Source organism: Paenibacillus sp. LBL, from assembly GCF_029893715.1.
In the GTDB taxonomy this organism is placed as follows: Bacteria; Bacillota; Bacilli; order Paenibacillales; family Paenibacillaceae; genus Paenibacillus_AQ; species Paenibacillus_AQ glucanolyticus.
In genome coordinates this window covers 254,280-275,762 of the sequence record NZ_JARXYU010000006.1, presented here as the reverse complement: position 1 = coordinate 275,762, position 21,483 = coordinate 254,280, and the positions used below count along the sequence as shown (strand labels likewise).

Sequence of the window (21,483 nt, the reverse complement as noted above, 5' to 3'; positions counted from 1 at the left end):
GATATGGAAATTATGGAGCAAAGTATGCTGGGAACCAAAGTCATTACACAGATCGGAATTATCGTGAAGGATATCGAGAAGGTGGGAGCGAGTTATGCTAAATTTTTCGGCATCCAGCCTCCGACATGGTTCTGGACCGATACTCGGGAAGTCGCACAGACCGAATACAACGGCGGTCCTTCGGAAGCCCGTTCGAAGCTGGCTTTCATTGACTGCGGCCAGCTGCAGGTGGAACTGATTGAGCCGGATGAGCAGCCATCGACTTGGCGCGAATTTCTGGATACGCATGGCGAAGGGGTCCACCACATTGCATTTGTCATTGAGGGGATGAAGGAGAAGCTTGAGATTCTGAATGGCAGCGGCATGCCTCTAATCCAGAAGGGGGAATATACGGGCGGCCGTTACGCCTACGTGGATACGTTTAGTGAGCTGAAGGTACTGATCGAGCTGCTGGAGAACGACAAATAAGAATTATCTTCATGATGAAGGAGAGAGCCGAATGAATCATATGGAGAATAATCACTTGCTCAAAATGGGAATCGTCGTCCATGATATAGAAGCGGCGGCCCGGCACTATTGTGAATTATTCGGCATGGAGATGCCGCCTATATCGATACCCGATCCGTATGCCGCACCGGAACCGACGGAGGATTCGTATACGTGGCAGCGGGGGGAGCTTCGCCCGACCCGGACGAAGATGTGTGTCCTGAAGATGGGACCGATGGTGCTGGAATTGCTGGAGCCTTATGATGAGCCGAGTCCGTGGAATGAATACAAGCAATCCCGCGGGCAGGGCGTGCATTTTGTAATGTTCACCGTGAACGGTTTTAATCAGCATATTGATTTCCTGGAAGGGAAAGGGTATCCGCTGAACCATAAAGGCGAGTATGGGGCAGGCCGTTACGGCTATTTTGACTCCGAAGATAAACTTGGCGTTACGCTTGGATTGCAGGAGCTCGGTCCGAAGCAGGATTAGAGAGGTATGCACAACGGGAACGAGAAGAATGATCCCATTCGCAGAGAAGGAATAGAATGAAGTCAACAATCAAAGGGGTGAACCATATTGAACATCGTGATCACCGGAGCCAATAAGGGGCTGGGCCTCGAACTGACGAGGGAGGCGCTTGGCCGCGGGCATCAGATCGTGGCGGGTGTACGGAACACAGAGAGCAGTCATCCAGAGCTTCGAGCATTGCGATCCGACTACCCGGCGCAATTACAGATCATGAATCTTGATGTGGATCAGGAAGCCGTCATTGCGTCCGCGGCAGAAGAGATCCATGAGATGTGGGATCAAGTGGATGCGGTCATTAACAATGCCGGCATTCTGAATGGCCGGGATCAAGTCATCGAGAACTTAAACTTTGACGATGTCGAGAAGAGCATGCAGACCAATCTCTATGGGCCCATGAAAATGGTAAAACATCTGCTGCCACAGCTCCGCAGGAGTTCGGCACCCGCCATTATCAACGTATCGTCGGAGGCGGGCTGCTTCACGGGCGCCTATGGCGGCGATTATCCGTATGCGATATCGAAGAGCGGACTGATCTTCTTCACGGCCCAGCTCCGCAAGGCGCTTGCTGCCGATAATTTCGTGGTGTACGCCGTGCATCCCGGTTGGATTCGTACCCCGATGGGCGGAGATCAGGCACCGGGTGATCCCGTGGATACCGCCAAGGGCCTGCTGGATCTGGTGGAACGCCGCATGGTGCCGGAGCAGGACGGCTGGATGATCAATCATAAGGGCGAGACGATGCCTTTTTAGATCAGGGCCTGCGTTTCGATCCGGATGAGTGCTGCACCAAGGAAAGGAGGAGTTTATAATGGCACAACCCAAACACATACTGGCCATCGTTGGCGATTTTTATCATGACAGACAGCTCGCCACGGATTCCCTGAACCGAATCGTGAAGCCCTTTGTGGAACAAGGCCTGGTTCAGCTTCGCTATGGGACCGTGACCGACTTAGCCGATAGGCTGAAGGAACAGCCGGATGCGGTGGTGCTCTTTGCCGAGGATCGGATTGATCCTCAAGGGAGTCCTGACAAGCGCTGGATGACCAGCGAGGCGGAGCATCAGATTCAGGCTTATGTTGCCGCCGGTGGCGTATGGATAGCCTGGCACTCGGGGCTCGCGTCATATGCGGAGGATGGAGAGTACGTTAACATGCTGCGCGGCAGCTTTGACTATCATCCGGATGTGCACCGCGAGGTGATCTATACGCCTGTAGCCGGGACAGCTCTGGGAGGAGCGGGCGATCGCTTCGGCTTTCTGGATGAGCATTACTTTGTACATTGCCGGGAAGAAGAGACGGAAGTGTTCCTTCGTTCGGAGTCTGTGGACGGGGAGTCCGTCGCGGGCTGGGCTCATCCTTACGGAAGCGGGAAAGTGGTCTGCATCACGCCTGCCCACCGGGAGGAAGGACTGATGAACGAGGCGTTTGCAAGTGTAATGAGACAAGGGGTTGCTTGGGGATTGGAACTGGAACAGCCATAATGGAATTGCATGACCTGAAACCAAGAGAACATGAGGCGTCTTATATGCGATATAGTATACGGTAAGAACTAGATGAGGCGGGTGCAGAAGCACTCGTCTTATTTTTAGGTTTTTTCGGTTTGACTCTCCTCTAAGAGGAGGCCTTAGACTGAAGGTCGAAGGAGGGAACACCTATGTTATATACGGTAAAAGAAGTGTCGATTCTGTCCAAGGTGACCATCAAGACACTGCATCATTATCATAAACTCGGCTTGCTCTTGCCTGCCGAAATAAGTGATGCCGGTTACCGGTTGTACGGGACGAAGGAGCTGGAACGGCTGCAGCAAATCCGGTTTTACCGGGAGCTGGATTTCTCCTTGGAGCAAGTTAAAGAGCTGCTGACGGAGACGCCGGAGCGGCTCTCCATCTTGTCAGAGCAGGAGCAGCTGCTCAAGGAGAGGCAGGATCGGCTGGAGAGCATCCTTCAGACCTTACGGCGTTCCATTCATTACACGAAGGAGGGTCTGGCGATGGAACCTCAAGATCTGTTTAATGGCTTCGGCAGTGCAGAAGAATGGGAGGATGCGTTAGCGGAGCAGAATCAGCATCTGAAAGAGCAGTATGACGTGGATTTGTTGGAGGGGGAGCCTGTCGATGTTTCCAGTATGAACGAGCAGGCGAGGGAAGCAGCCGCTTTTATGTCCGCCATAGCGAATGCTCTCATAACCGGGATCAAGCACGATGATGAGCGTGTTCAGCTTTCGATTCGGAATCATCTGCAGTTTATGAACGAGCAGGGTCACACCTTCTCGGCTGCCGATTTTGCGGGGCAGACGAAGTTCTTCCTGCGCGATGAATTTCATCTTCGAATGCTGGAGGAGCAGCAGACGGGATTGGCTTATTATCTGCATGCTGCTGCGGAGGCGTACGCGGAAGTGTGATGAGGCCGGGTGAAACGGTCAGTCGAATGCCAAACAAGACACCTTCTCTATAGTGAAAGGTGTCTTGTTTTATATGGCTTATATGAGAGGGTCAGGTCCACCGCGCCGCCCACAGCTTCATTTCCTTGCAGATGACGTGCAGATCCATGCCCTTGGGGGTCAAGGTGTACTCGACCGTAACCGGAACGGTAGGGAATACCTCGCGTTCAAGCACGCCCTGCTCTTCCAGATGACGAAGCGTTGTGGTCAGTGCCCGCGGACTGACGTTCGGGATCTTTCGCTGGAGCTCGCCAAACCGTTTCGTGCCGCCGAAGAGCTCGCGGATGACAAGAAATGCCCATTTTCCGCCTAAGACCAGTAGCGTTTTTTCGATATTGCATTCGATATGTTCGGGTGTTTTGGGTATGTAGCTGCTCGATTTATTCCCCATCATGAAAGGCTCCCTCCGATATTCTACTAACTATACTCAAGTATATCAGCTATCCTCTCTATAATATAGTGAAGAACATTTCACTTCTTCCCTAAGAATAGGAACTAATTTAGAATAACAGATGTACCACCATCGTTATCTTATTGAAGGAGGAATTGCAATGAAATATAGAAAATTGGGCCGTACAGGTCTCAAGGTCAGTGAGATCAGCTTGGGAAGCTGGCTTACATACGGCGGTTATGTTGAGCGCGAGAATGCGGTGAACGCCATCAAGACGGCTTATGACCTGGGTATTAACTTTTTTGATACAGCGAACGTCTATGAAAAGGGTGCGGCTGAAGTGTTGGTTGGCGAAACGCTGAAAGCGTATCCGCGTGAATCGTATGTGCTGGCGACCAAGGCTTTCTGGCCGATGGGTGATGGTCCGAACGATCGTGGCTTGTCCCGCAAGCACATTATGGAGCAGGCGCATGCCAGCTTGAAGCGTCTGGGCCATGATTATGTTGATATTTTCTACTGCCACCGTCATGATCCGGAAACACCGCTTGATGAAACTCTTCGCGCGCTTGATGATCTCGTTCGCCAAGGAAAAGTGCTGTATGTTGGCGTCAGTGAATGGCAAGCTTCGCAAATCGCGGAAGCATTGACCGTAGCGGATCGTTATTTGCTGGACCGTATCGTGGTAAACCAACCGATCTACAACATGTTTGAACGTTATATCGAGAAAGAAATCATTCCGCTCAGCGAGCGCTCGGGCATCGGTCAGGTGGTATTCTCCCCGCTGGCCCAAGGACTGCTCACAGGGAAATACACCTCCGCTTCGGATATTCCAGCCGACAGCCGCGCTGCGAAGCTGGATTGGATGCGCAAAGGCATTACCGAGGAAAAAATCGCGAAGGTTCATGAGCTTGAGAAGATTGCGGCAGAGCTTGAGGTGTCCGTAGGCAATCTGGCGCTTGCCTGGATTCTGCGTCAACCAAACGTTGCCAGTGCGCTTGTCGGCGCAAGCTGTCCGGAACAGGTAACCGAGAATGTGAAGGCATCCGGCATTGAACTCAGCGAAGAGGTTCAAACTCGCATTGAAGAGATCCTGAAATAGAAAAACAGCAGGCCAGCTTGAAATGGAAAGCCGCTCAACCATTCGTTGAGCGGCTTTTTTTTGGCGTGGTTTATTTAACCCAGTCGATACGTTGCAAATGGCTTGGCATACACAAAGCCGTTGCTGACTTCGTCCAGGCTCGAACCTAGTGTCTCATCGATCTCGATTTCCAGACTCTTCAGATTATCATCCAGCTGCTCGGTTTTCGTAGCGCCGACAATGACCGTGGACACCGCAGGGCGATTCATCAGCCAGGCAAGGGAAAGAGCGCTTGGGGAATGACCGTGCTCTGCGGCGAGCTGACTGACTTGCTGACCGAGCTTTAGATTGTGATCTTCCAGGAAGCGATTGAAGTTCGGATCAGTCTCGGCACGGGAGCCGGAAGGCGTGCTGCTGCCTTGGCTGTATTTGCCGGTAAGAATACCGCCAGCCAGAGGGAAATACGGAATGATGCCAACGCCCTGATCCAGACAGAGGGGGACCAGCTCCAGTTCCGGTGTTCGGTCCGCGAGAGAGTAACTCGTCTGGGTGGACACATACCGGGCATATCCTTTAAGCTCGCTGATGCCAAGCGCCTTCATAATTTCCCAAGCTGCATAGTTAGAGGCGCCGATATATCTCACTTTTCCCGACGATATCAGGTCATCCAGCGTGCGCAAGGTTTCCTCAAGAGGAGTATCGGGGTCAAAGGTATGAATCTGATACAGGTCCACATAATCCGTCTTCAGCCGCTTAAGGCTGTTCTCAAGCTCTTGCAGCAGATGATAACGGGAGGAGCCGCGCTCATTGGGTCCCTGGCCATTCACAAGTCCTGCCTTCGTAGCCAATACGACGTTATGACGCCTGCCGGACAGTGCTTGTCCAATGATTCGTTCCGATTCAGAGCCCGCATAAATGTTGGCGGTATCGATGAAATTGATGCCATGGTCCAGTGCATGGTCGATAATGCGTGTCGAAGTCTCTTGATCGGCCCTTTTGCCAAAAGCATTCGTGCCCAGGCCGAGCTTCGAAACCTTGAGTCCGCTGCTTCCGAGACGGCAGTAGTTCATCTTGATCGACTCCTTTATGTACAGATTTACTATAGTATAAACATTTTCACGGGAGCGGTCCAAATGGATCAGGGTCAGAACAGCACGGCACTGTTTTGTGTCTACCTTCAAAAGGCTGCGGGAAATCTCCTGAGGCTCCTTGCGATAGGGAGAATACTACGTTAGTATAGTTACGTACCAATAGGAAGGGGTTATTATAATATGAATGAAGCTATTTTCAATCAATTGGATTTTGCTAGAGGCGGAACGATCAAAACGGTAGAAAATGTAACGGAGCAAGAGGCCAATATCATTCCGGAGGGATTCACGAACAATATTCGCTGGAACCTCGGACATATCTACACCGTGCATGAACAGTTCGCTTTTGCAACGGCTGGTGAGCCTGTACAAATGCCGGAAGGCTTCGAGGTATGGTTCGCCACCGGTACCAAGCCTGCGGATTGGACCACTGAGCCGCCTGCGTTATCCGAACTGGTAGCGCTTTTGCAAGAACAAACCGCGCGTATTCGCGAAACCTTCTCGAATCGTCTGGACCAGTCTCCAGCACATCCGCTGACCATCGGTCCACTGACGTTCCAAACCGTGGGCGAGCTCCTTGCGTTCAGCATGTATCATGAAGGCATGCATACGCAGACCATCAAGTCTTATAAGAAAATGATACGTTAATCATGAGAAGCGATAGAATGGTATCCTTGCGGATGCCTTCTATCGTTTTTGGTTTGCCCCCTGGGATGATCGATCCCTATAATGAAATTAGCAGATTGGAATAACGATTGGAGGATATTACGATTATGGCTATAGAAATAGAACGCAAATACCTTTTGCCGGCATATCCCGATGCCTTGATTCAGGAAGGAATACTCGTGGTTGAGAAAGAGCAGTTCATCGAGCAGACGTATTTGGCACTGGACGGCGATCAGGAGCTCAGGGTACGCAAAATACAAGATTTGAAGTCCGGCCGGCTAGAGTTCACCCATACGTTCAAGAAGGGCTGGGGCATTGCCCGCGAAGAGATAGAATACGCCATTTCGGAGGGGCTGTATGAGCAGGTGGTGCAGGCGTTTGGAGCGGTTCCACTGACCAAGCGAAGAGTAACCGCCAGATGGGACAATACCTTAATTGAAATCGATGATTACGCACAGATCCAGATGCTTGTGCTTGAAGTGGAGTTTCCTTCTATGGAAGCGGCAGACGGCTTTGTGCCTCCGGCGTGGTTCGGACAAGATATCAGTATGGAGAAACAATACAGCAACAAGAAAGTATGGCGTGATCTGCAAGTGAGCAAGGAAGCGTAGCTTTACGATCCGCTGCCCGTTCCCGTTGTAAAAGACCAAGTGCGGCTGTGCCACGCTTGTGTGCCTTCTAACCGATATTTTACCGAAACTGTATAGGTGTGGAGTCCTCGCAATATTTCCTTGGGGAACAGGAACAGGGTGTCTCTGGATATCTCCTCGTAAAAAGGAAGGAGGGCACCCTCCTCATCCGTAATGGCGGCCTCAAACTTATCGATCGGACCTGCAGCCGTCGCTGAAATGATATAGCCTGAATGTTCCACGTCAAATTGGACCAAGGGATTAGGCGTCTCAAACCCGTAAAATCCAATTCCGGTATTCTGCATACCGTCGTAAGGATAGATGGCGAGGCCGCCAGCGATGGGCGATGTTGTGCTGCCTGCCAGGTTCACGACAGCCGTGCCGCCAACGAGAGCGATCCCGATCTCCTGAAAGTTTGGACTCAGAACCATTTGACGGTGGTATGCGGTATCCAGCCAGCCCTTCATGGCGTTCAGACTGCTCTTCTGGCGAAAATGCATGACTTCGCCTGATGCATACCCCTGCTTGGAGGGGGACACATAACCTGCGGCCGCTAGTCGATCTCGGATACGGGTTCCGCGATAGCCGGGCAGCCCAGCCTTTTCGTTATGGGCGCTCAGGTTGGGCGCCACCTTATTTATATTGAAGTAACGGGCATGAAGCTCAGCAGCTTCGGTGATCCGGTCATTTAAGGTGACAGCAGGAAGTCCGGCTTTAGCTCGAACCTCATTCAAGTAGGCGAGCGCTTCGTATTGATCCCGGGAATATGAAGTGAGGCTGGAAGTTTCGATTGTGCTGGCGGATAGTTCAACGTTTCCTGGCCAAGCGCCGGTTAGTGCAAGGCTTGTGATCAGCATCACAGCAGCTGCGATACGTGCAATCACAGATCCACATCGACGGGGGGGATGCAGCATGGATGGAAATTCTCCTCTCAAGCATAGTTTCAAGAGAAGGGATTCGATGGACTTCTTCATTTCTCCTGCTCGCCGTTTCCTGCATACCATTTATGTGCAAAAAAAAACGCAAGCCCATCCTGCGGCTCGCGTTTTTTTAATGTGTAGATCAAATGCTACTTAAACCGCCCATACTGCTTACCGTAAGACAAGACGCGTTTGTACAAGCTTCGGTCCTTTAAATTCTTGAGAGGATACACTTGGGGGCGGGTATTAACCTCCAGAATCCAAGGTCTGCCGCTGGAATCGATAGCCACATCGAGACCCAGTTCTTTGAAACCGCGGTAATGCCGGTCAAAGTTATAACCAGTGGCAACGCCTATCTCCTTCAGCTCAGATTCTGCCTTCTGGATAAAGGCAGAATTAAATCCTGCACCACTCATAGTTTTATGGAAAGTGCCAATGCTGCCTCCCTGGTTATAATTGGTGGCTACCTTGCCCGGGCTGCCGATTTTCGTGAACAGGACGGTGCTGACCCATTTTCCCTGACTTGTCTTCTGTACCATGACCCGGATATCGAATGGCTTGCCTTTGCTTTTGGCTAACCGAATTCCTTTTTGGAGCAGATAGGGACGTTTACCGGCAAAGCGGTTCAACTCCCGATACAATTCGGAAGAACTCGAATACGTGGTTTTTTTGGTGTTCAGCTGAGTTTGGTAGCCTCCGTCGGTTTTGCGGATCCGAATAATGTTATTGCCGCCAGATCCGCCGGTTGGCTTGAAGTAGACGTTGGAATAGTCGCCCAGCATGGTGGACAGGTTTTTTTTGTTAAACGTCAGGGTGACCGGTACATATTTTCGGAAATAGGAATCTTCAAGCAACCATTGCGTTTTCTTCCATTTGCTCTTGATGGTGCTGCTTTTATATTTCATAGTTAAGAGGCTCACCTCTCTTTTTTTGTTCAGCATATGCCGAAAAAGTAGAGCGAGCCTCCACGATGGCCTTGAATCAAGCTATCTGCCTGAGAACAATTTTTTATCGAAAAACAACAAGATGATAAATAAAGCTGCTGCGACAAGCAGTATGGAAGCTGGAATGATAAAAGCCAGCAGTGTAGCCGTATTCTGCATCTGATAATACATCAACATGCCCAGGGGCATGATCCCGCCTCCCAGGAGGCTGGTCCAGAAGTGCAGTGCAGCCGTTTTTTTCATACTGAGTTTCTCCCGAAACACGTAGTAAAACATGCCGTAGGCAAACAAGGTCAACCAGCCTACCACCAGGATGTGGGCATGGCCTGCAACCATGCTGTAGCTGCTTCTTCCTGCCATATCCGCTCCGATTAAAGCGCCGATGAGTGTATAGATGGCCGCAATTCGCATCAGCCATTTGCCGTAGTTCAATATGAGATATTCCCCCTTGCATAAAGAATCAGTCCCAAGTATACAAGAGTTATATGAACGGAGCATGAACAAAATAGGATCCGGAATTGAATAGGGGGACATCATCTACTATAATCAGGTAGATCTGTCATGAAGGAGTGAATGTTCCGTGCGAGACCCGCTTATAACCTATTGTCTTTCGAAGAAAGCTGCAACCGAGGACTATCCGTTTGGACCGCTTCCGCTTGTGATGAAGGTCGGCGGCAAAATGTTTGCCCTGATTACGATAACGGAAGAGAAGGTCAGTCATATCTCCCTGAAATGTGATCCCGTGATCGCTGAGAATTTGCGTGAACAGCATGAAGCAGTACAACCTGGATATCACCTGAACAAGAAACATTGGAACACGGTAGCCATCGATGGCTCCCTCACGGAAGCGGATGTACACGATATGATTGATCATTCGTATGATTTGGTGTTGAAGAGCCTGCCCAAAACACAGCGTTTAGCCATCTCCCAGCGGCTGGTATGATATCATCTGAAACAGCCATAATCGCCCCTCTTGGCAGAATGGAAACAGATAGGGTCTGTCATCCGCTAGCCAGAGGGCGATTATTTAACATGAGTTAGCTTAGCCCGGCCCCATCCATTGCACCCGTTTCTTCATTAGAATGGTTTCATGCCTAACGTGTCTACTTTCTCTCCTGTAATATCTACGCCCATGCGGTTTGTAATGTCGCGGTAATGGCCGGCCCGCCGCTGTACCGGACTTCCTTCGATTTCTCCAAGGTTCGCTTCCAGACCGTTCAAGACCATAACCGTTGTGCCGAAGCCCGGATCTCCCAAGCCCCTGAACTTCTCCGGCGGGGAAGGCTTCCATCTGCCGACCATGACATCATGAGCAGATGGCTTCGGGTTCTGCGGTGTCATCCAGAACAGGATAGCAGTCATGTAGCCGATTTTGCCATCGGCGGCAACGATCTCCGGATTGTCCAGAAGCACGCTTTTGTCTCCGTAAATAATAGAGCTGAACAGGCCATAGTTGAAGTTCCAGCTCAGCATGATCGGCCCGCGGCCGTAATAACGCTTGTCCGGTGTTCCGGGGTACAGCTCAGCGCTTGCCGGATCAACGAAGGCATCCTGGTTGACACCTGTCCGGCCGGCGATGTTTTCATTCCAGAACAGCCCCCAACGAAGAGGACCTCCCGGAGCGGTGGACCAGCCTCCGCCTGTCTCGTGGGACAGGTTAGCGAGGAAGGCGGCAAGTTCACGCTTGCGGTCCTTCTTGAATCCTTCCTTCAGGAACGTTCCGCCGTCAATGATAACGGTTTCAATTGTTTTGTTCCGGTTGCTGGCCGAGTGAAAATCTGCTGAACGCACCACAAGTGTTTCTACCCGGCCGTCCTTGTCCAATCTATAAATCTCTTGGGCAGAAGGTGTTCCTTGCCGCGTGCGGATTTTGATCTTCAGATTGGACACTTCCGCTACCGCATGTATGAGATTGTCGTATGAGAAATAATCCTTCTGATCGGCTTTGTAGTATTCTTTGCCCTTGGCGACCTTATACCATTCCTCTGAGCCGAGCCGGTATGGGAACAGCGCTTCGAAATCTTCTTTCGAGAGGAGCGCTTTAACCGCTTCGATAGCTTTCTCCGGGGTATAATCCGGGTCGAGATCATCCCAGTTCTGAACGATTTCCTTGCGGCTGATCAGTCGGTGCTCGCCGACTGCAAGAGAGCTGCTCTGAGACTGACTGACTTGTGCAGGAGCTGAGGTGCCAGCTGTGCTGGATTCGAGGCTGACGTTCAGAGTCGCGGGTGATGCTGCGGCCTGAGGCGTTTCATCGGCTGCAAAGGCATGAAGCGGCGTCATGAGGAGTGTTGCACTCAGGGCTGCAATCATACTTCGCTGGATGGTTTTGCCGGATAACGGATACTTCCACAGGGTCATACACATTCTCCTCTTTATCATTGGGATGGATTACATTGCCATCATATATACGGTATGTCGTTTTGTACATAGTCAGGAAATCCCACGAGTTTACGATCAATGAACACTTAAGATGCTGACGTGCTCAATCGGGCGGAGGGAGATGTATCGATTGGCAGGGGATTTGCTGTGGAATGAATGGGGATACCGTCGAACCACCGATACGCGGATTCATAGTGTACTCCGACTTGAAGACTAGTTTTCCATGCCAAAAACATTATAATGTTATTATGTTTTTGATCCTATTAATCTGTTATTCTATGGAAATGGTGGTGTGTTTCAATTTGTTCTGTTCATTTCCGTAGATTCATATATATTAGAGGATAATCATCTTATAGACGAAGAAGGGTTAGCTGACATGAGTTTATTTGTTCGCGAGAAGGGATTTTACAAAAGCTTTTTCTGGCTGACGCTTGTGATCGGGATGCAGAACCTGATATCAGTCGGTGTGAACTTGTCAGACAACGTCATGCTGGGAGGGTATAGTGAATCGGCTTTATCGGGTGTTGCCCTCGCAAATCAGATCCAATTCCTGCTGCACATGCTGGTTATGGGGGTATGTGAGGGGCTGGTCATCATGTCGTCCAGATTCTGGGGAGCCAAGGATTTAGGCTTGATCAAAAAAGCGGCAAGCATCGGAATGCGTATGGCCATACTCCTCAGCGTTGTGTTATGGGTGATTGTTTTCTTTTTCCCGCATGAGGTGCTGTCCTTGTTTACGAAGGAAGAGAATGTGATTGCTGCCGGCGTGGAATATTTAAAAATCATCTGTTTCTCGTATATCTTCTTTGCCATTACCAGCTCCCTGCTGGCCTCTTTGCGGAGCGTGGAGACGGTAAAAATCGGTTTCGTGGTATCCTTATCCACGCTGATCATCAACATTTGCCTGAACTATATCCTCATATACGGATATTTGGGATTTCCGGAGCTTGGTGTGGCCGGATCGGCCATTGCAACGCTGACAGCGCGAATCATTGAATGCATCATCGTCATCATTTATATTAAGCGATTTGACCGTAAAATTTGGTTGAAGCTGCAGGATTTCCTGCAGTTCGATATGGGACTCTTCAAACAGTATATCCGGGTAGGATCCCCGATCCTGATGTCCAACACGATCTGGGGCCTTGCGATGGCGGCGCAGACGGCCATTCTCGGGCATATGGGGGAATCGGCCATCGCTGCAAACAGTATCGCCACAACGATCTTTCAGATGGTGACCGTCATCATCTACGCTTCCGCCAGTGCAACGGCTGTAATCATTGGAAAAACGATCGGCGAAGGCAGGATGGACAAAATCATATCCTATGCCAAAACGCTGCAGATCCTGTATATCCTCCTGGGTTTAGTGACGGGAGCTGTGCTGTTTATCATCAAGGATCTCGTGCTGGGTCTATACTCCATTTCCGATGAAGCCCAAACACTCGCACTGCATTTCATGACGGTATTGTCCATCACCGTAGTCGGAACGGCCTATCAGATGCCGGCTTTGACAGGCATTGTGCGAAGCGGCGGAGACACCCGCTTTGTGCTGTACAACGATTTAATCTTTATGTGGCTCATTGTACTGCCATCTTCGGCACTGTGCGCGTTTGTGTTCAATCTGTCGCCACTCGCCATATTCATCTGTCTGAAGTCTGATCAGATCCTGAAATGCTTTGTGGCTATCGTGAAGGTCAATCGTTTCAAATGGATACGATCCTTCAGTTCGTGAGGAGATCATTTGCTGATTGATTTGCATAGACCAAAAAAGGAATCCCCGGTTCGACTGAGGGGGATTCCTTTTTTGTTACAGTCCGATTTAATCGTCCAGCAGGTTTAATGACTGGGCTCTTACCAGTGCCTGTGTACGGGAGGTAACACCGAGCTTATCGTATAATCTGGATAAATATACCCGGATCGTCCCTTCGGACAGGCCGAGTGCAGCGGCCATCTGCTTGTTGGCAGCACCTTGCAGAATAAGCCGCAGTAAATTCTTCTCATTTCGATTCAGCTGTTCTGGTAGAGCCGATTGAGACGAGGTAATATGGGGGGTATCTGCCTTGACATGATTGGGGAAATATTCCATAAGCATTCTCGCATAATGATGTGTCTGAATGAGCCCCATATCCACGTCCTCTTCTTGCGCTGGGTGGGAAGTATAACGCATCAACAGTTGATACATGTCCTCTCCTTCGTCAAGGAAGGTGCGGACATAACCGTTCTGTGCACCTAAACGCAGTGCTTCACGAAGAAGTTGAAGAGACTGCTTGCGTTGACCACGCTGGTACTCCAGCAAGGCTTGCAGGCATGTGATTTCCATGATGCTGGATATTTGCAACTCACGCTCTGCCTGGGGCTTTAACAGCTCCAGAAGGTGCAGCGCCTCAGTTTCTTTGCGCTGTTTGCCTAACAGGCGGACAAGCGCCAAATATTCAGGTTCCCGGCTGTAGGTCGGTCGATCTTTGATTGAAATGGGGAGAACGGCGAGTTCTTTTCGGGCATCGGTTATACGTCCTTCCCGAACATAAATCAAGCTGCGCACGGTTCTCAGTGAAGATAGCCACGAGCTCTCTTTTCTGCAGCTGGCTGCGTCCCATGCTTCATCCAAAACATGATGGGCAAGATGAAGTTTACCCTCGGCAGCATACAGTCTTGCTTCGGTAATATGCAAAGGTATGAACAAACCCATTGTTTTTTGGGAAGGAGGGGCTTTTCGGAGCTGCATCAGCAGCTGGCGACATTCCGCTAGGCGATTCCACTCATAGTAACCTTCACATAATGACATCTTTACATATAAATTCATGAGCGAATGATCCCAGCCATGGGCTTCCAGTACCCCGGTAAACAAATGCGCAATCCTTTCTGTATCCGCGGAAAGAGCGCCCTTCATACCAAGCGAGGTGCGCCTTACGTAAGGCTCCTGCCGATTATAATCAAACTGATAGTAGATCGGATTGTCGGGCGTAAGATTGTCAAGGATGCCCTCACTGAAAGCAAACCATTCGGCAAAATCCCCGTTCAAAAAAACAAGATTGGACCGCACAAACAGCATGCTGCTTCGGAGCTGCTCTCGTCGGCTAGATGATGGGAGGTTGCTGCACGCTTCCTCGATGTTCGCGAGCATACGCCCAGAGCGTTCAAGATCCCCCATCAGAACGACAACAAAGGTATGCAATAATGACGTTTCCAGCGTGACTGGGAAGCTTGTCGGGACGCGATCAAACCATTGCTGCAAGGTGGTAAGCTCCCCTCGCTCAAGCACGGTTTGCGCATGCTGCTCCAGCAAGCCCACCGCAGACTCGATATCCTGCGCTGCAAACATATGGTCGATGGCTTCATCTGTGGAGCCGATGGAGGCGTAATATTGGCCTGCGAGTCGATGACGTTTAACATATTCCCCGTCACACTCACGCTGTAGCAGGTCCTGCAAAAATTGTGAGAACAGATGATGATAGCGAAACCAGGTATGTTGTTCATCCAGTGGCACAAGGAACAGATTCTGCTTCCGCAATTCTTCCAGCATAGATCGGCTGTTATCCGAATCGGTTACGGCATCGCAGACTTGGACGTTCAATCGGGAAAGGACGGCGGTCTGGAGCAGAAAGCGAAACACCTCGGAAGGCAATTTCCCTACCACTTCCTGAAATAAATAACTCGAGACATGAAATTGATCGCCTTTGATCTCCTCCATGAAAGGTTCTAACCTGCTGCCTGAGCGAAGGGAAAGAGCAACGAGCTGTAGCCCGGTAATCCAGCCCTCGGTTCGGTCCAGCAACGTTTGCAATTGCATCGAATTTGGCTTGGGATAACTGCTGTCTGTGGCATGGCGGAAAAAGCGCTTTGTCTCATCGGAGGTGAATTGCAGCTGATCCGTTCCGATGTGGTTGATCTTGTGATCAGCCCACCGCTTAACGGTGGAGAACGGCAGATCCGTACGGGATGAAATCAATAAATGAATATGCCCAGGGAGGTAATCAATCAAGTACGAAAGCCCTTCATGGATTGGCGTATAGTAAATGCTGTGCAAATCTTCCAGAATGAGATGAAGAGTTTCACTCCACTCATACAAGTCGCTGATCAGCGTATCCAGATAAGCTGTAATCGACACGCCGGGCAGCAGTTGCGTATGGTTCATAAGCCGTTCTCCTTGCTGCTCTGGAAGAACCGAAGCAATGGAGGCCGTAACGTACCTCCAAAAGCGGACGGGATCGTTATCCCGTTCATCCAGTGACATCCAGGCGCACCGTTCGCTTACTGCATGAGCCCACTGCGCCAGAAGTGTGGATTTGCCATATCCGGCCGGCGCGATAACGGTGGTCAGATGTCCTTGCTGGCCGGCCGTCATATTATGCAGCAGCCGATCTCGGGGAACAAGATGCTCCCTAAGTCCGGGAACGCTGATTTTCATTTTCAGAATAGGTGAATTGATCGGTGGATTCATAGGATACCCTCGCAATATACGAACTCTTTTATTAGGGAATTGAGTCGAGATAACTAGATTATATGAAAAAAATGATGAAAAGTTAACGTTTGTCAATCGTTTCGCTTCCATTTATTTGATAGCATACTTGGTGCCGAGGTCCCACTTGAGAGTATGGCTGATAGGTGCCGATTAAATGAAGGAGGAGATTATGAGAAGACGTTCAGGAAAAATCCTGCTATGTATAGCACTGCTGCTGATGCAGTTGAACCTGATGCATGGGTCCCCGCAAGCTTTTGCAGCTGCATCTGCTGCAGCTCCAAAGCTGGTTGCCGGGTACTATCATACGGCTTCGCTCGTTAGCAGCGGTGATGTGTATGTATGGGGGCAGGGTGACAGAGGGCAGATAGGGGATGCTGCATGGAATGCTCGGAATACACCGGTGCAGGCAAGAGGTTTGAATGATGTAATGGATATTCACACCGGAGTTCGCAGTACCATGGCGCTCCGGAGCGATGGGACGGTATGGACTTGGGGATCGAATGAGAATGGGCAGCTCGGGATCGGAACGACAGCGGATAAGAATGTTCCGACGCCAGTAAGCGGGTTAAGCGGAATAAAGGCAATCTCGGGAGGCCTGGGCTATCACAGCATGGCTCTCACGGAGAACGGGACAGTGTGGACTTGGGGAAAAAATGACAACGGTGAGCTCGGAAACGGAACGACGGTCCAACAATACTCGCCGGTCCTTGTTATCGGATTAAGCGATGTTACAGCGATTGCAGCGGGAGGGTACTACAGTCTTGCGTTAAAATCGGATGGCACCGTATGGGCATGGGGAGCGAATGGAAACGGCGAGTTGGGTGATGGCACGATTGTTGATAAGCATACTCCGGTTCAGGTTTCCGGCTTGAGCGATGTCATTGCCATCACGGCAGGAGGTTCCCATAGCTTAGCCATTAAACAGGATGGAACGGTATGGGCATGGGGAATCAATATGTATGGCACGCTTGGGGATGGTACCCGGACGAATCGAACCATTCCGGTGAAAGTCAGAAACCTCCAACATATTAAGGCAATAGCCGGGGGCGGGCACCACAGCCTGGCGCTGGACCAAGAGGGCAACGTATGGGGCTGGGGGGACAACAGTCGGGGACAGCTTGGCCTAGGTCATAACTCTTCCAGGACAACTCCGGAACAACTAACGGGCATCGAACATGTTCTTGATATTGCGGGGGGTGGCTTTCATAGCGCAGCCTTAAAAAAGGACGGCAGAGTTTGGGGATGGGGTCTGAACAGCTCGGGTCAAATCGGAGATGGGACAAGGAACGACAGAAATGCACCTGCATTAACAAAGGCCGTGCTGGATACAACGGCGCCGGATACAGGCAGGGGAATATTAAGTCCTTATCTTATAACGGTGGATTCCATCGGGATCGAGTGGCTAGGAGCCTCGGATAATTTAACCGAGCAGGATGAATTGCAGTATTTATTATATGCATCCCACAGTCCGAATATCGGAACTGTCAGCCAAATCGAGCGGAATGGAATACCGATAGGGAGTTATGCCGCTGGTCAGCTCAAAGTAGTGGCAGACCGTCTTAACGAAGGTTCGGACTATTATTTTAACGTAATTGTGAAGGACGCTGTAGGGAATAAAAGCGCCTACAATATGCTGAAGGTTGCCACGAAATGGCCGCAAATATATACACTAACCTACGATGGCAACGAAAACATGGCAGGGAATGTTCCGATAAGCGGAGAGCTGTTTGCCAGAGGAGACGAAGCTGACATACAGGATAATACTGGTCAGCTGACGAAGGACGGTTTTTCGTTTGATGGTTGGAATACGCAGGCTGACGGAAACGGAATCGATTATCCTGTCGGCAGCAAGCTCGTATTTGGTACAGAGAACATCAGGCTCTATGCCAAATGGAATAAGAATCCCGATCCTGTGAAACTTGAGGCCGTGTCGTATGCACCGGCTCATCAATCTGCAGGGGTTGAGATGAATGAAACCTTGACGGTTACATTCAATGAAGAAGTAACGGCGGTATCCGGTAGATCGATTCTGCTTAGAGACACCTCTGATCAGCATATACAGAACGTATCGATGTTGGCGATACGGACAGGGTTTCGGTTATTGGAAACACGGTGGTCATCAATCCGTTGACTGAATTCGATTATGGCAGAAGTTATTACGTCGAGATTGAGCCAGGGGCTTTTACAGGCAGCCACTCGGGAAGGAGTTATGGGGGGATTCAAGGAGAGGATACATGGAGCTTCACGGCCAAGGAGCTGACAACTCCGGTGTACGATACCACGCTGCAAGAATTAACGCTGAATTCTTCCGTGGAAGCAGTGAATTTGAGCCCTGCGTTTAGCAGATTTCACAATGACTACACGGCTCAGGTAGGCAACAAGACAGATCGCCTCACGGTGACTGCACTGGTCTATGATGCCAGCGTCATGGTAACGGCGAGTGTTTATGGAGAAACTGGAGGATTGGAAGCAGGGCCGATCGATATCATCTCCGGTCAAGAGAGCCCGGATATCCCTCTTGCCGTAGGGAACAGCCGGATCGAACTTGCCGTGACGGCACCTTCGGGTCAACATCATAAATACGTTATACATGTAACGCGCGCACCTTCCTCGGGAGGAGGGACTACACCCGAGGAGCCTGGTGGCGGGGGTACACCTATCGAACCTGGTGAAGGAGGCGGTCCGGGAACTCCGGGGGGAGGTTCATCACCGGGAAGCACAGGATCAGGGGCTGATTCCACAGGTTCATCCGTTCCTGTTGAATCTCCAGGGAACCGAGTGAATGTCAGGGTTACACTGAACAATAAAATTCAGGAAGGGATGGTTACAGGCTTGTTCCATGAGGCAGAAGGACATACCGTCGTATCGATGAAGCTGGATACGGCCAAGCTGGAAGCCCGTTTAAAGACTGTGGAATACAATCCGGTGATCATCATCGCTCTTGCACAACCAGCGGATCATATCTCCCTGGAATTAAGCGGAACGGCAATGGACCAGCTTAAAGCTAAGCAGGGAGCGATTGAAATCCGTTCATCTCTAGGAACCTTCCATCTTCCTGCTGAGGAGGTATCTTCAACCCGCTGGAGAGCTCCGAGGGGATTTGACAGAACACTTGCAGCTGATCAAATCTTGGTTTATGTAACGATAGCGGCCAGCGATGCTGCGAAATTAAGGTTTATTCAACAGACTGCTGAGCAAGCTGGCACTAGACTTGTCGGTTCCCCTGTTGATTTTGACATAACTGCTACAGCCAATGATTTTCCCTTGCGGTTAGAGCAGCATAAGCAATATATGGAGCATCGGATTTCTTTGCCGTTAGGGATGCAGAATCCTATAACAACGGCTGTTAGGGTGAGTGAACGTGGAGAATTTATCCCTATTCCGACAAGATTGGAAATGAAGAAGGATGGAAGTCTTGAGGTCGTTCTGCACAGTTTCGTAACTGGAACGTTTGCCTTCATATTCAATGAAATCCGTTTCGCTGATGTTCAGCATCATTGGTCCGGTGATGCGGTGAATGACCTTGCCTCGCGCATGATCCTTAACGGACGGGGGAGCGGCAAGGACACCACGAGCATGGATCAGACTGAAGTGGTCGTACAGTCCTTCGCCCCGAATGCCCAAGTAAGCCGTGCGGAGTTTGCAGCCATGATGGTGAGAGCACTCGGTTTGCAGGAGGGGCAGGAGCTTTCCGCCTTTAAGGATGTCAGCTCAGACGCCTGGTATAGCGGTGTGCTTGCATTAGCTTCACGATATGACCTGCTTCAAGGATATGAGGACGGCAGTTTCCGTCCGGATCAAGCCATCACACGTCAGGAGGCCATGGTGGTGATGGCGAGGGTTATGGAGTTGACTGGTTTAAATCGTGTTGTGGATGAAAACGAAGCAGTATTCGTTCTGTCATCATATCAGGATCATGACGAACTATCCGCAAGAGTAAAGCCAGCAGCTGCTGCACTAGTGAAACAAGGGATTGTGCAAGGAGATGCCGCAAGGTTAATGCCATTGCAGAAGTTGTCCCGGGGTGAAGCGGCGGTGATGCTGCAGCGGTTACTGAAGGCGGCAGGGTTGATTGATGGATAGGCTGGAATCATGTTTGAAGGGGATGCCGTGAGGCGTCCTTTTTTCTGTCCCTATGGATTTTTGTGTGCAGCATCGTATAACATGACATAATTAGAAAATATTGCGTTTTCAACTGGAATTTCCGCCAGAAAGTGTTGATCAAATGTTGGCAATTTCCGAACATTCTCGACATTTGGATAAGGTAATGTTCTGTGATATACGCAGTTTTCCACCAAATTTTTGCTAAAAAACACATTAAACTACATAAAAAGCTAAAATTTTTGTTTTGACATCTGCTTGTCTATACCATAGGATAATAGTATAAAAAGTGCTCAACTTAGGAGGATAAGGTCAGGAAATGAAAAAGACATGGTCAATTCTATTAACACTCGTATTATCCGTTGGATTGCTTGCAGCTTGCGGCAACGATGATAAGTCTACTGACACTGGTGCAGCGAATGGCGGTTCAGAAGGATCTCAAGATAAGAAACGCATTGCACTTGTACTTCCTGAGAAGATCGGCGTTAATCCTTTCTTTGCATTAATGGATGAAGGATTGAAAAAAGCGGCTGCTGATTTCAACGTTGAAGTGAAGACGATTGAATCGACTGACCCGGCCTCGATCGAGCAAAACCTGCGTACGGCCGTTGCCGAGAAATATGATCTGATCATTACTTCTACCTTCCAGATGGAAGATGCACTGAAGAAGGTTGCACCGGAGAATCCGGACGTGCCTTTCGCCATTATCGATACAGTGGTAGATTTGCCGAATGTCCGCAGCGTTGTATTCCGTGAACATGAAGCAGCTTATCTGCTGGGTGCAGCAGCTGGACTGGCTACGAAGACAAACAAGGTTGGCAACGTGGTTGCAGACGACATTCCTATTATGCATAAATATATGACCGGCTTTGCCGAAGGCGCAAAATCGGTAAACCCTAACGTTGAAATATTTGTTAACTATGTCGGCGGATTTACAGACCCGGCTAAAGCGAAGGAACTCGCACTCCTCCAGAATTCCAAGGGTGCCGATTTCGTTGCTGGCCTGTCTGCTGTCGGTGACCTCGGCGTGTTTGAAGCCGCAAAGGAAAAAGGCTTCTACGCTTCCGGACAAGATACGGATAACACGGGCACGGATCCTGAGCACGTTGTGCTTGCTCAATTGAAAGGCACAGACGCTGTTGTGTACGAAACAGTTAAAGACTTCTCGGAAGGCAACTACTCATTCGACATTCGTGACTATGGCCTGAAAGAAGGCGGCGTAGGTCTCACTTACGTTACCCATGAGAGCAAAACACCGCTCAATCCATTCATTGGACAAGACATCGTGGACCAGCTCAAGGTGATTTCCGACGATATTATCGCGGGAAAGATTAAAGTAACCAACGCATTGGAACAAAATTAATTCTCACC

General features: G+C 50.1%; 20 protein-coding genes. 13 read left to right on the top strand and 7 right to left on the bottom strand.

Features of this window, described 5'->3' with window-relative positions; genetic code table 11:
- Nucleotides 1-12 precede the first annotated feature (12 nt).
- The 5 genes from M2277_RS16135 to M2277_RS16115 all read left to right on the top strand — a co-directional run bounded on the left by M2277_RS16135 (nucleotide 13) and on the right by M2277_RS16115 (nucleotide 3,415).
- Complete coding sequence (locus M2277_RS16135; protein ID WP_006208446.1) at nucleotides 13-468, top strand: VOC family protein; 456 nt, start codon at nucleotides 13-15, stop codon at nucleotides 466-468.
- 31 nt (nucleotides 469-499) lie between these two features.
- On the top strand, nucleotides 500-976 hold the full coding sequence (locus M2277_RS16130; RefSeq protein ID WP_280755163.1) for a VOC family protein: 477 nt from the start codon (nucleotides 500-502) through the stop codon (nucleotides 974-976).
- Nucleotides 977-1,072: 96 nt separating this feature from the next.
- Nucleotides 1,073-1,765, top strand: coding sequence for an SDR family NAD(P)-dependent oxidoreductase (locus M2277_RS16125; protein WP_348537786.1), 693 nt, complete (start codon nucleotides 1,073-1,075; stop codon nucleotides 1,763-1,765).
- A gap of 58 nt (nucleotides 1,766-1,823) precedes the next feature.
- Entirely contained in the window at nucleotides 1,824-2,495 is a 672-nt protein-coding gene (locus M2277_RS16120; protein WP_280755161.1) for a ThuA domain-containing protein, read from the top strand.
- Between the two features lie 173 nt (nucleotides 2,496-2,668).
- Entirely contained in the window at nucleotides 2,669-3,415 is a 747-nt protein-coding gene (locus M2277_RS16115; protein WP_280755160.1) for a MerR family transcriptional regulator, read from the top strand.
- A gap of 91 nt (nucleotides 3,416-3,506) precedes the next feature.
- Here the strand turns inward: M2277_RS16115 and M2277_RS16110 are convergent, their stop codons facing one another.
- Nucleotides 3,507-3,845: a winged helix-turn-helix transcriptional regulator gene (locus M2277_RS16110; RefSeq protein ID WP_036642884.1), complete on the bottom strand. Its 339-nt coding sequence runs from the start codon at nucleotides 3,843-3,845 to the stop codon at nucleotides 3,507-3,509.
- Between the two features lie 160 nt (nucleotides 3,846-4,005).
- Between M2277_RS16110 and M2277_RS16105 the strand changes: the two genes are divergently transcribed.
- Nucleotides 4,006-4,944, top strand: coding sequence for an aldo/keto reductase family protein (locus M2277_RS16105; RefSeq protein ID WP_280755159.1), 939 nt, complete (start codon nucleotides 4,006-4,008; stop codon nucleotides 4,942-4,944).
- Between the two features lie 74 nt (nucleotides 4,945-5,018).
- On the opposite strand, the gene M2277_RS16100 is transcribed toward M2277_RS16105, so the two are convergent.
- Entirely contained in the window at nucleotides 5,019-5,993 is a 975-nt protein-coding gene (locus tag M2277_RS16100) for an aldo/keto reductase (protein ID WP_280755158.1), read from the bottom strand.
- A gap of 201 nt (nucleotides 5,994-6,194) precedes the next feature.
- Between M2277_RS16100 and M2277_RS16095 the strand changes: the two genes are divergently transcribed.
- Nucleotides 6,195-6,659 carry a DinB family protein gene (locus M2277_RS16095; protein ID WP_280755157.1) on the top strand — a complete coding sequence of 155 codons (465 nt, stop codon included), beginning with the start codon at nucleotides 6,195-6,197 and terminating at the stop codon, nucleotides 6,657-6,659.
- 125 nt (nucleotides 6,660-6,784) lie between these two features.
- Nucleotides 6,785-7,288: a CYTH domain-containing protein gene (locus M2277_RS16090; protein ID WP_006208456.1), complete on the top strand. Its 504-nt coding sequence runs from the start codon at nucleotides 6,785-6,787 to the stop codon at nucleotides 7,286-7,288.
- A gap of 2 nt (nucleotides 7,289-7,290) precedes the next feature.
- On the opposite strand, the gene M2277_RS16085 is transcribed toward M2277_RS16090, so the two are convergent.
- From M2277_RS16085 to M2277_RS16075, 3 genes are all read right to left on the bottom strand, one after another.
- Nucleotides 7,291-8,220, bottom strand: a complete 930-nt coding sequence (locus M2277_RS16085; protein ID WP_280755156.1) for a CAP domain-containing protein — start codon at nucleotides 8,218-8,220, stop codon at nucleotides 7,291-7,293.
- Nucleotides 8,221-8,375: 155 nt separating this feature from the next.
- The gene (locus tag M2277_RS16080) at nucleotides 8,376-9,131 is read right to left on the bottom strand and encodes a YheC/YheD family protein (protein ID WP_006208459.1); all 756 of its coding nucleotides are present in this window, start codon (nucleotides 9,129-9,131) and stop codon (nucleotides 8,376-8,378) included.
- An 81-nt stretch (nucleotides 9,132-9,212) separates the two neighbouring features.
- Nucleotides 9,213-9,602 carry a hypothetical protein gene (locus tag M2277_RS16075; protein WP_231888012.1) on the bottom strand — a complete coding sequence of 130 codons (390 nt, stop codon included), beginning with the start codon at nucleotides 9,600-9,602 and terminating at the stop codon, nucleotides 9,213-9,215.
- A gap of 148 nt (nucleotides 9,603-9,750) precedes the next feature.
- Between M2277_RS16075 and M2277_RS16070 the strand changes: the two genes are divergently transcribed.
- Nucleotides 9,751-10,113, top strand: coding sequence for an MmcQ/YjbR family DNA-binding protein (locus M2277_RS16070; RefSeq protein WP_063478716.1), 363 nt, complete (start codon nucleotides 9,751-9,753; stop codon nucleotides 10,111-10,113).
- A gap of 134 nt (nucleotides 10,114-10,247) precedes the next feature.
- Here the strand turns inward: M2277_RS16070 and M2277_RS16065 are convergent, their stop codons facing one another.
- The gene (locus M2277_RS16065; RefSeq protein WP_280755155.1) at nucleotides 10,248-11,531 is read right to left on the bottom strand and encodes a chitinase; all 1,284 of its coding nucleotides are present in this window, start codon (nucleotides 11,529-11,531) and stop codon (nucleotides 10,248-10,250) included.
- Between the two features lie 397 nt (nucleotides 11,532-11,928).
- On the opposite strand from M2277_RS16065, the gene M2277_RS16060 reads away from it, so the two are divergent.
- Nucleotides 11,929-13,281, top strand: a complete 1,353-nt coding sequence (locus tag M2277_RS16060) for an MATE family efflux transporter (protein WP_006208464.1) — start codon at nucleotides 11,929-11,931, stop codon at nucleotides 13,279-13,281.
- Nucleotides 13,282-13,368: 87 nt separating this feature from the next.
- On the opposite strand, the gene M2277_RS16055 is transcribed toward M2277_RS16060, so the two are convergent.
- Nucleotides 13,369-15,990 (bottom strand): winged helix-turn-helix domain-containing protein, encoded by a 2,622-nt coding sequence (locus M2277_RS16055; protein ID WP_280755154.1) that lies wholly within the window; start codon nucleotides 15,988-15,990, stop codon nucleotides 13,369-13,371.
- A 190-nt stretch (nucleotides 15,991-16,180) separates the two neighbouring features.
- On the opposite strand from M2277_RS16055, the gene M2277_RS16050 reads away from it, so the two are divergent.
- The 3 genes from M2277_RS16050 to M2277_RS16040 all read left to right on the top strand — a co-directional run bounded on the left by M2277_RS16050 (nucleotide 16,181) and on the right by M2277_RS16040 (nucleotide 21,475).
- Nucleotides 16,181-18,142 carry an RCC1 domain-containing protein gene (locus M2277_RS16050; protein ID WP_280755153.1) on the top strand — a complete coding sequence of 654 codons (1,962 nt, stop codon included), beginning with the start codon at nucleotides 16,181-16,183 and terminating at the stop codon, nucleotides 18,140-18,142.
- Nucleotides 18,139-20,094 (top strand): S-layer homology domain-containing protein, encoded by a 1,956-nt coding sequence (locus tag M2277_RS16045; protein ID WP_280755152.1) that lies wholly within the window; start codon nucleotides 18,139-18,141, stop codon nucleotides 20,092-20,094. Before M2277_RS16050 ends, M2277_RS16045 begins: the two co-directional genes overlap by 4 nt.
- Nucleotides 20,095-20,431: 337 nt before the next feature.
- Nucleotides 20,432-21,475, top strand: a complete 1,044-nt coding sequence (locus M2277_RS16040) for a BMP family lipoprotein (protein WP_036641008.1) — start codon at nucleotides 20,432-20,434, stop codon at nucleotides 21,473-21,475.
- Nucleotides 21,476-21,483: the final 8 nt, after the last annotated feature.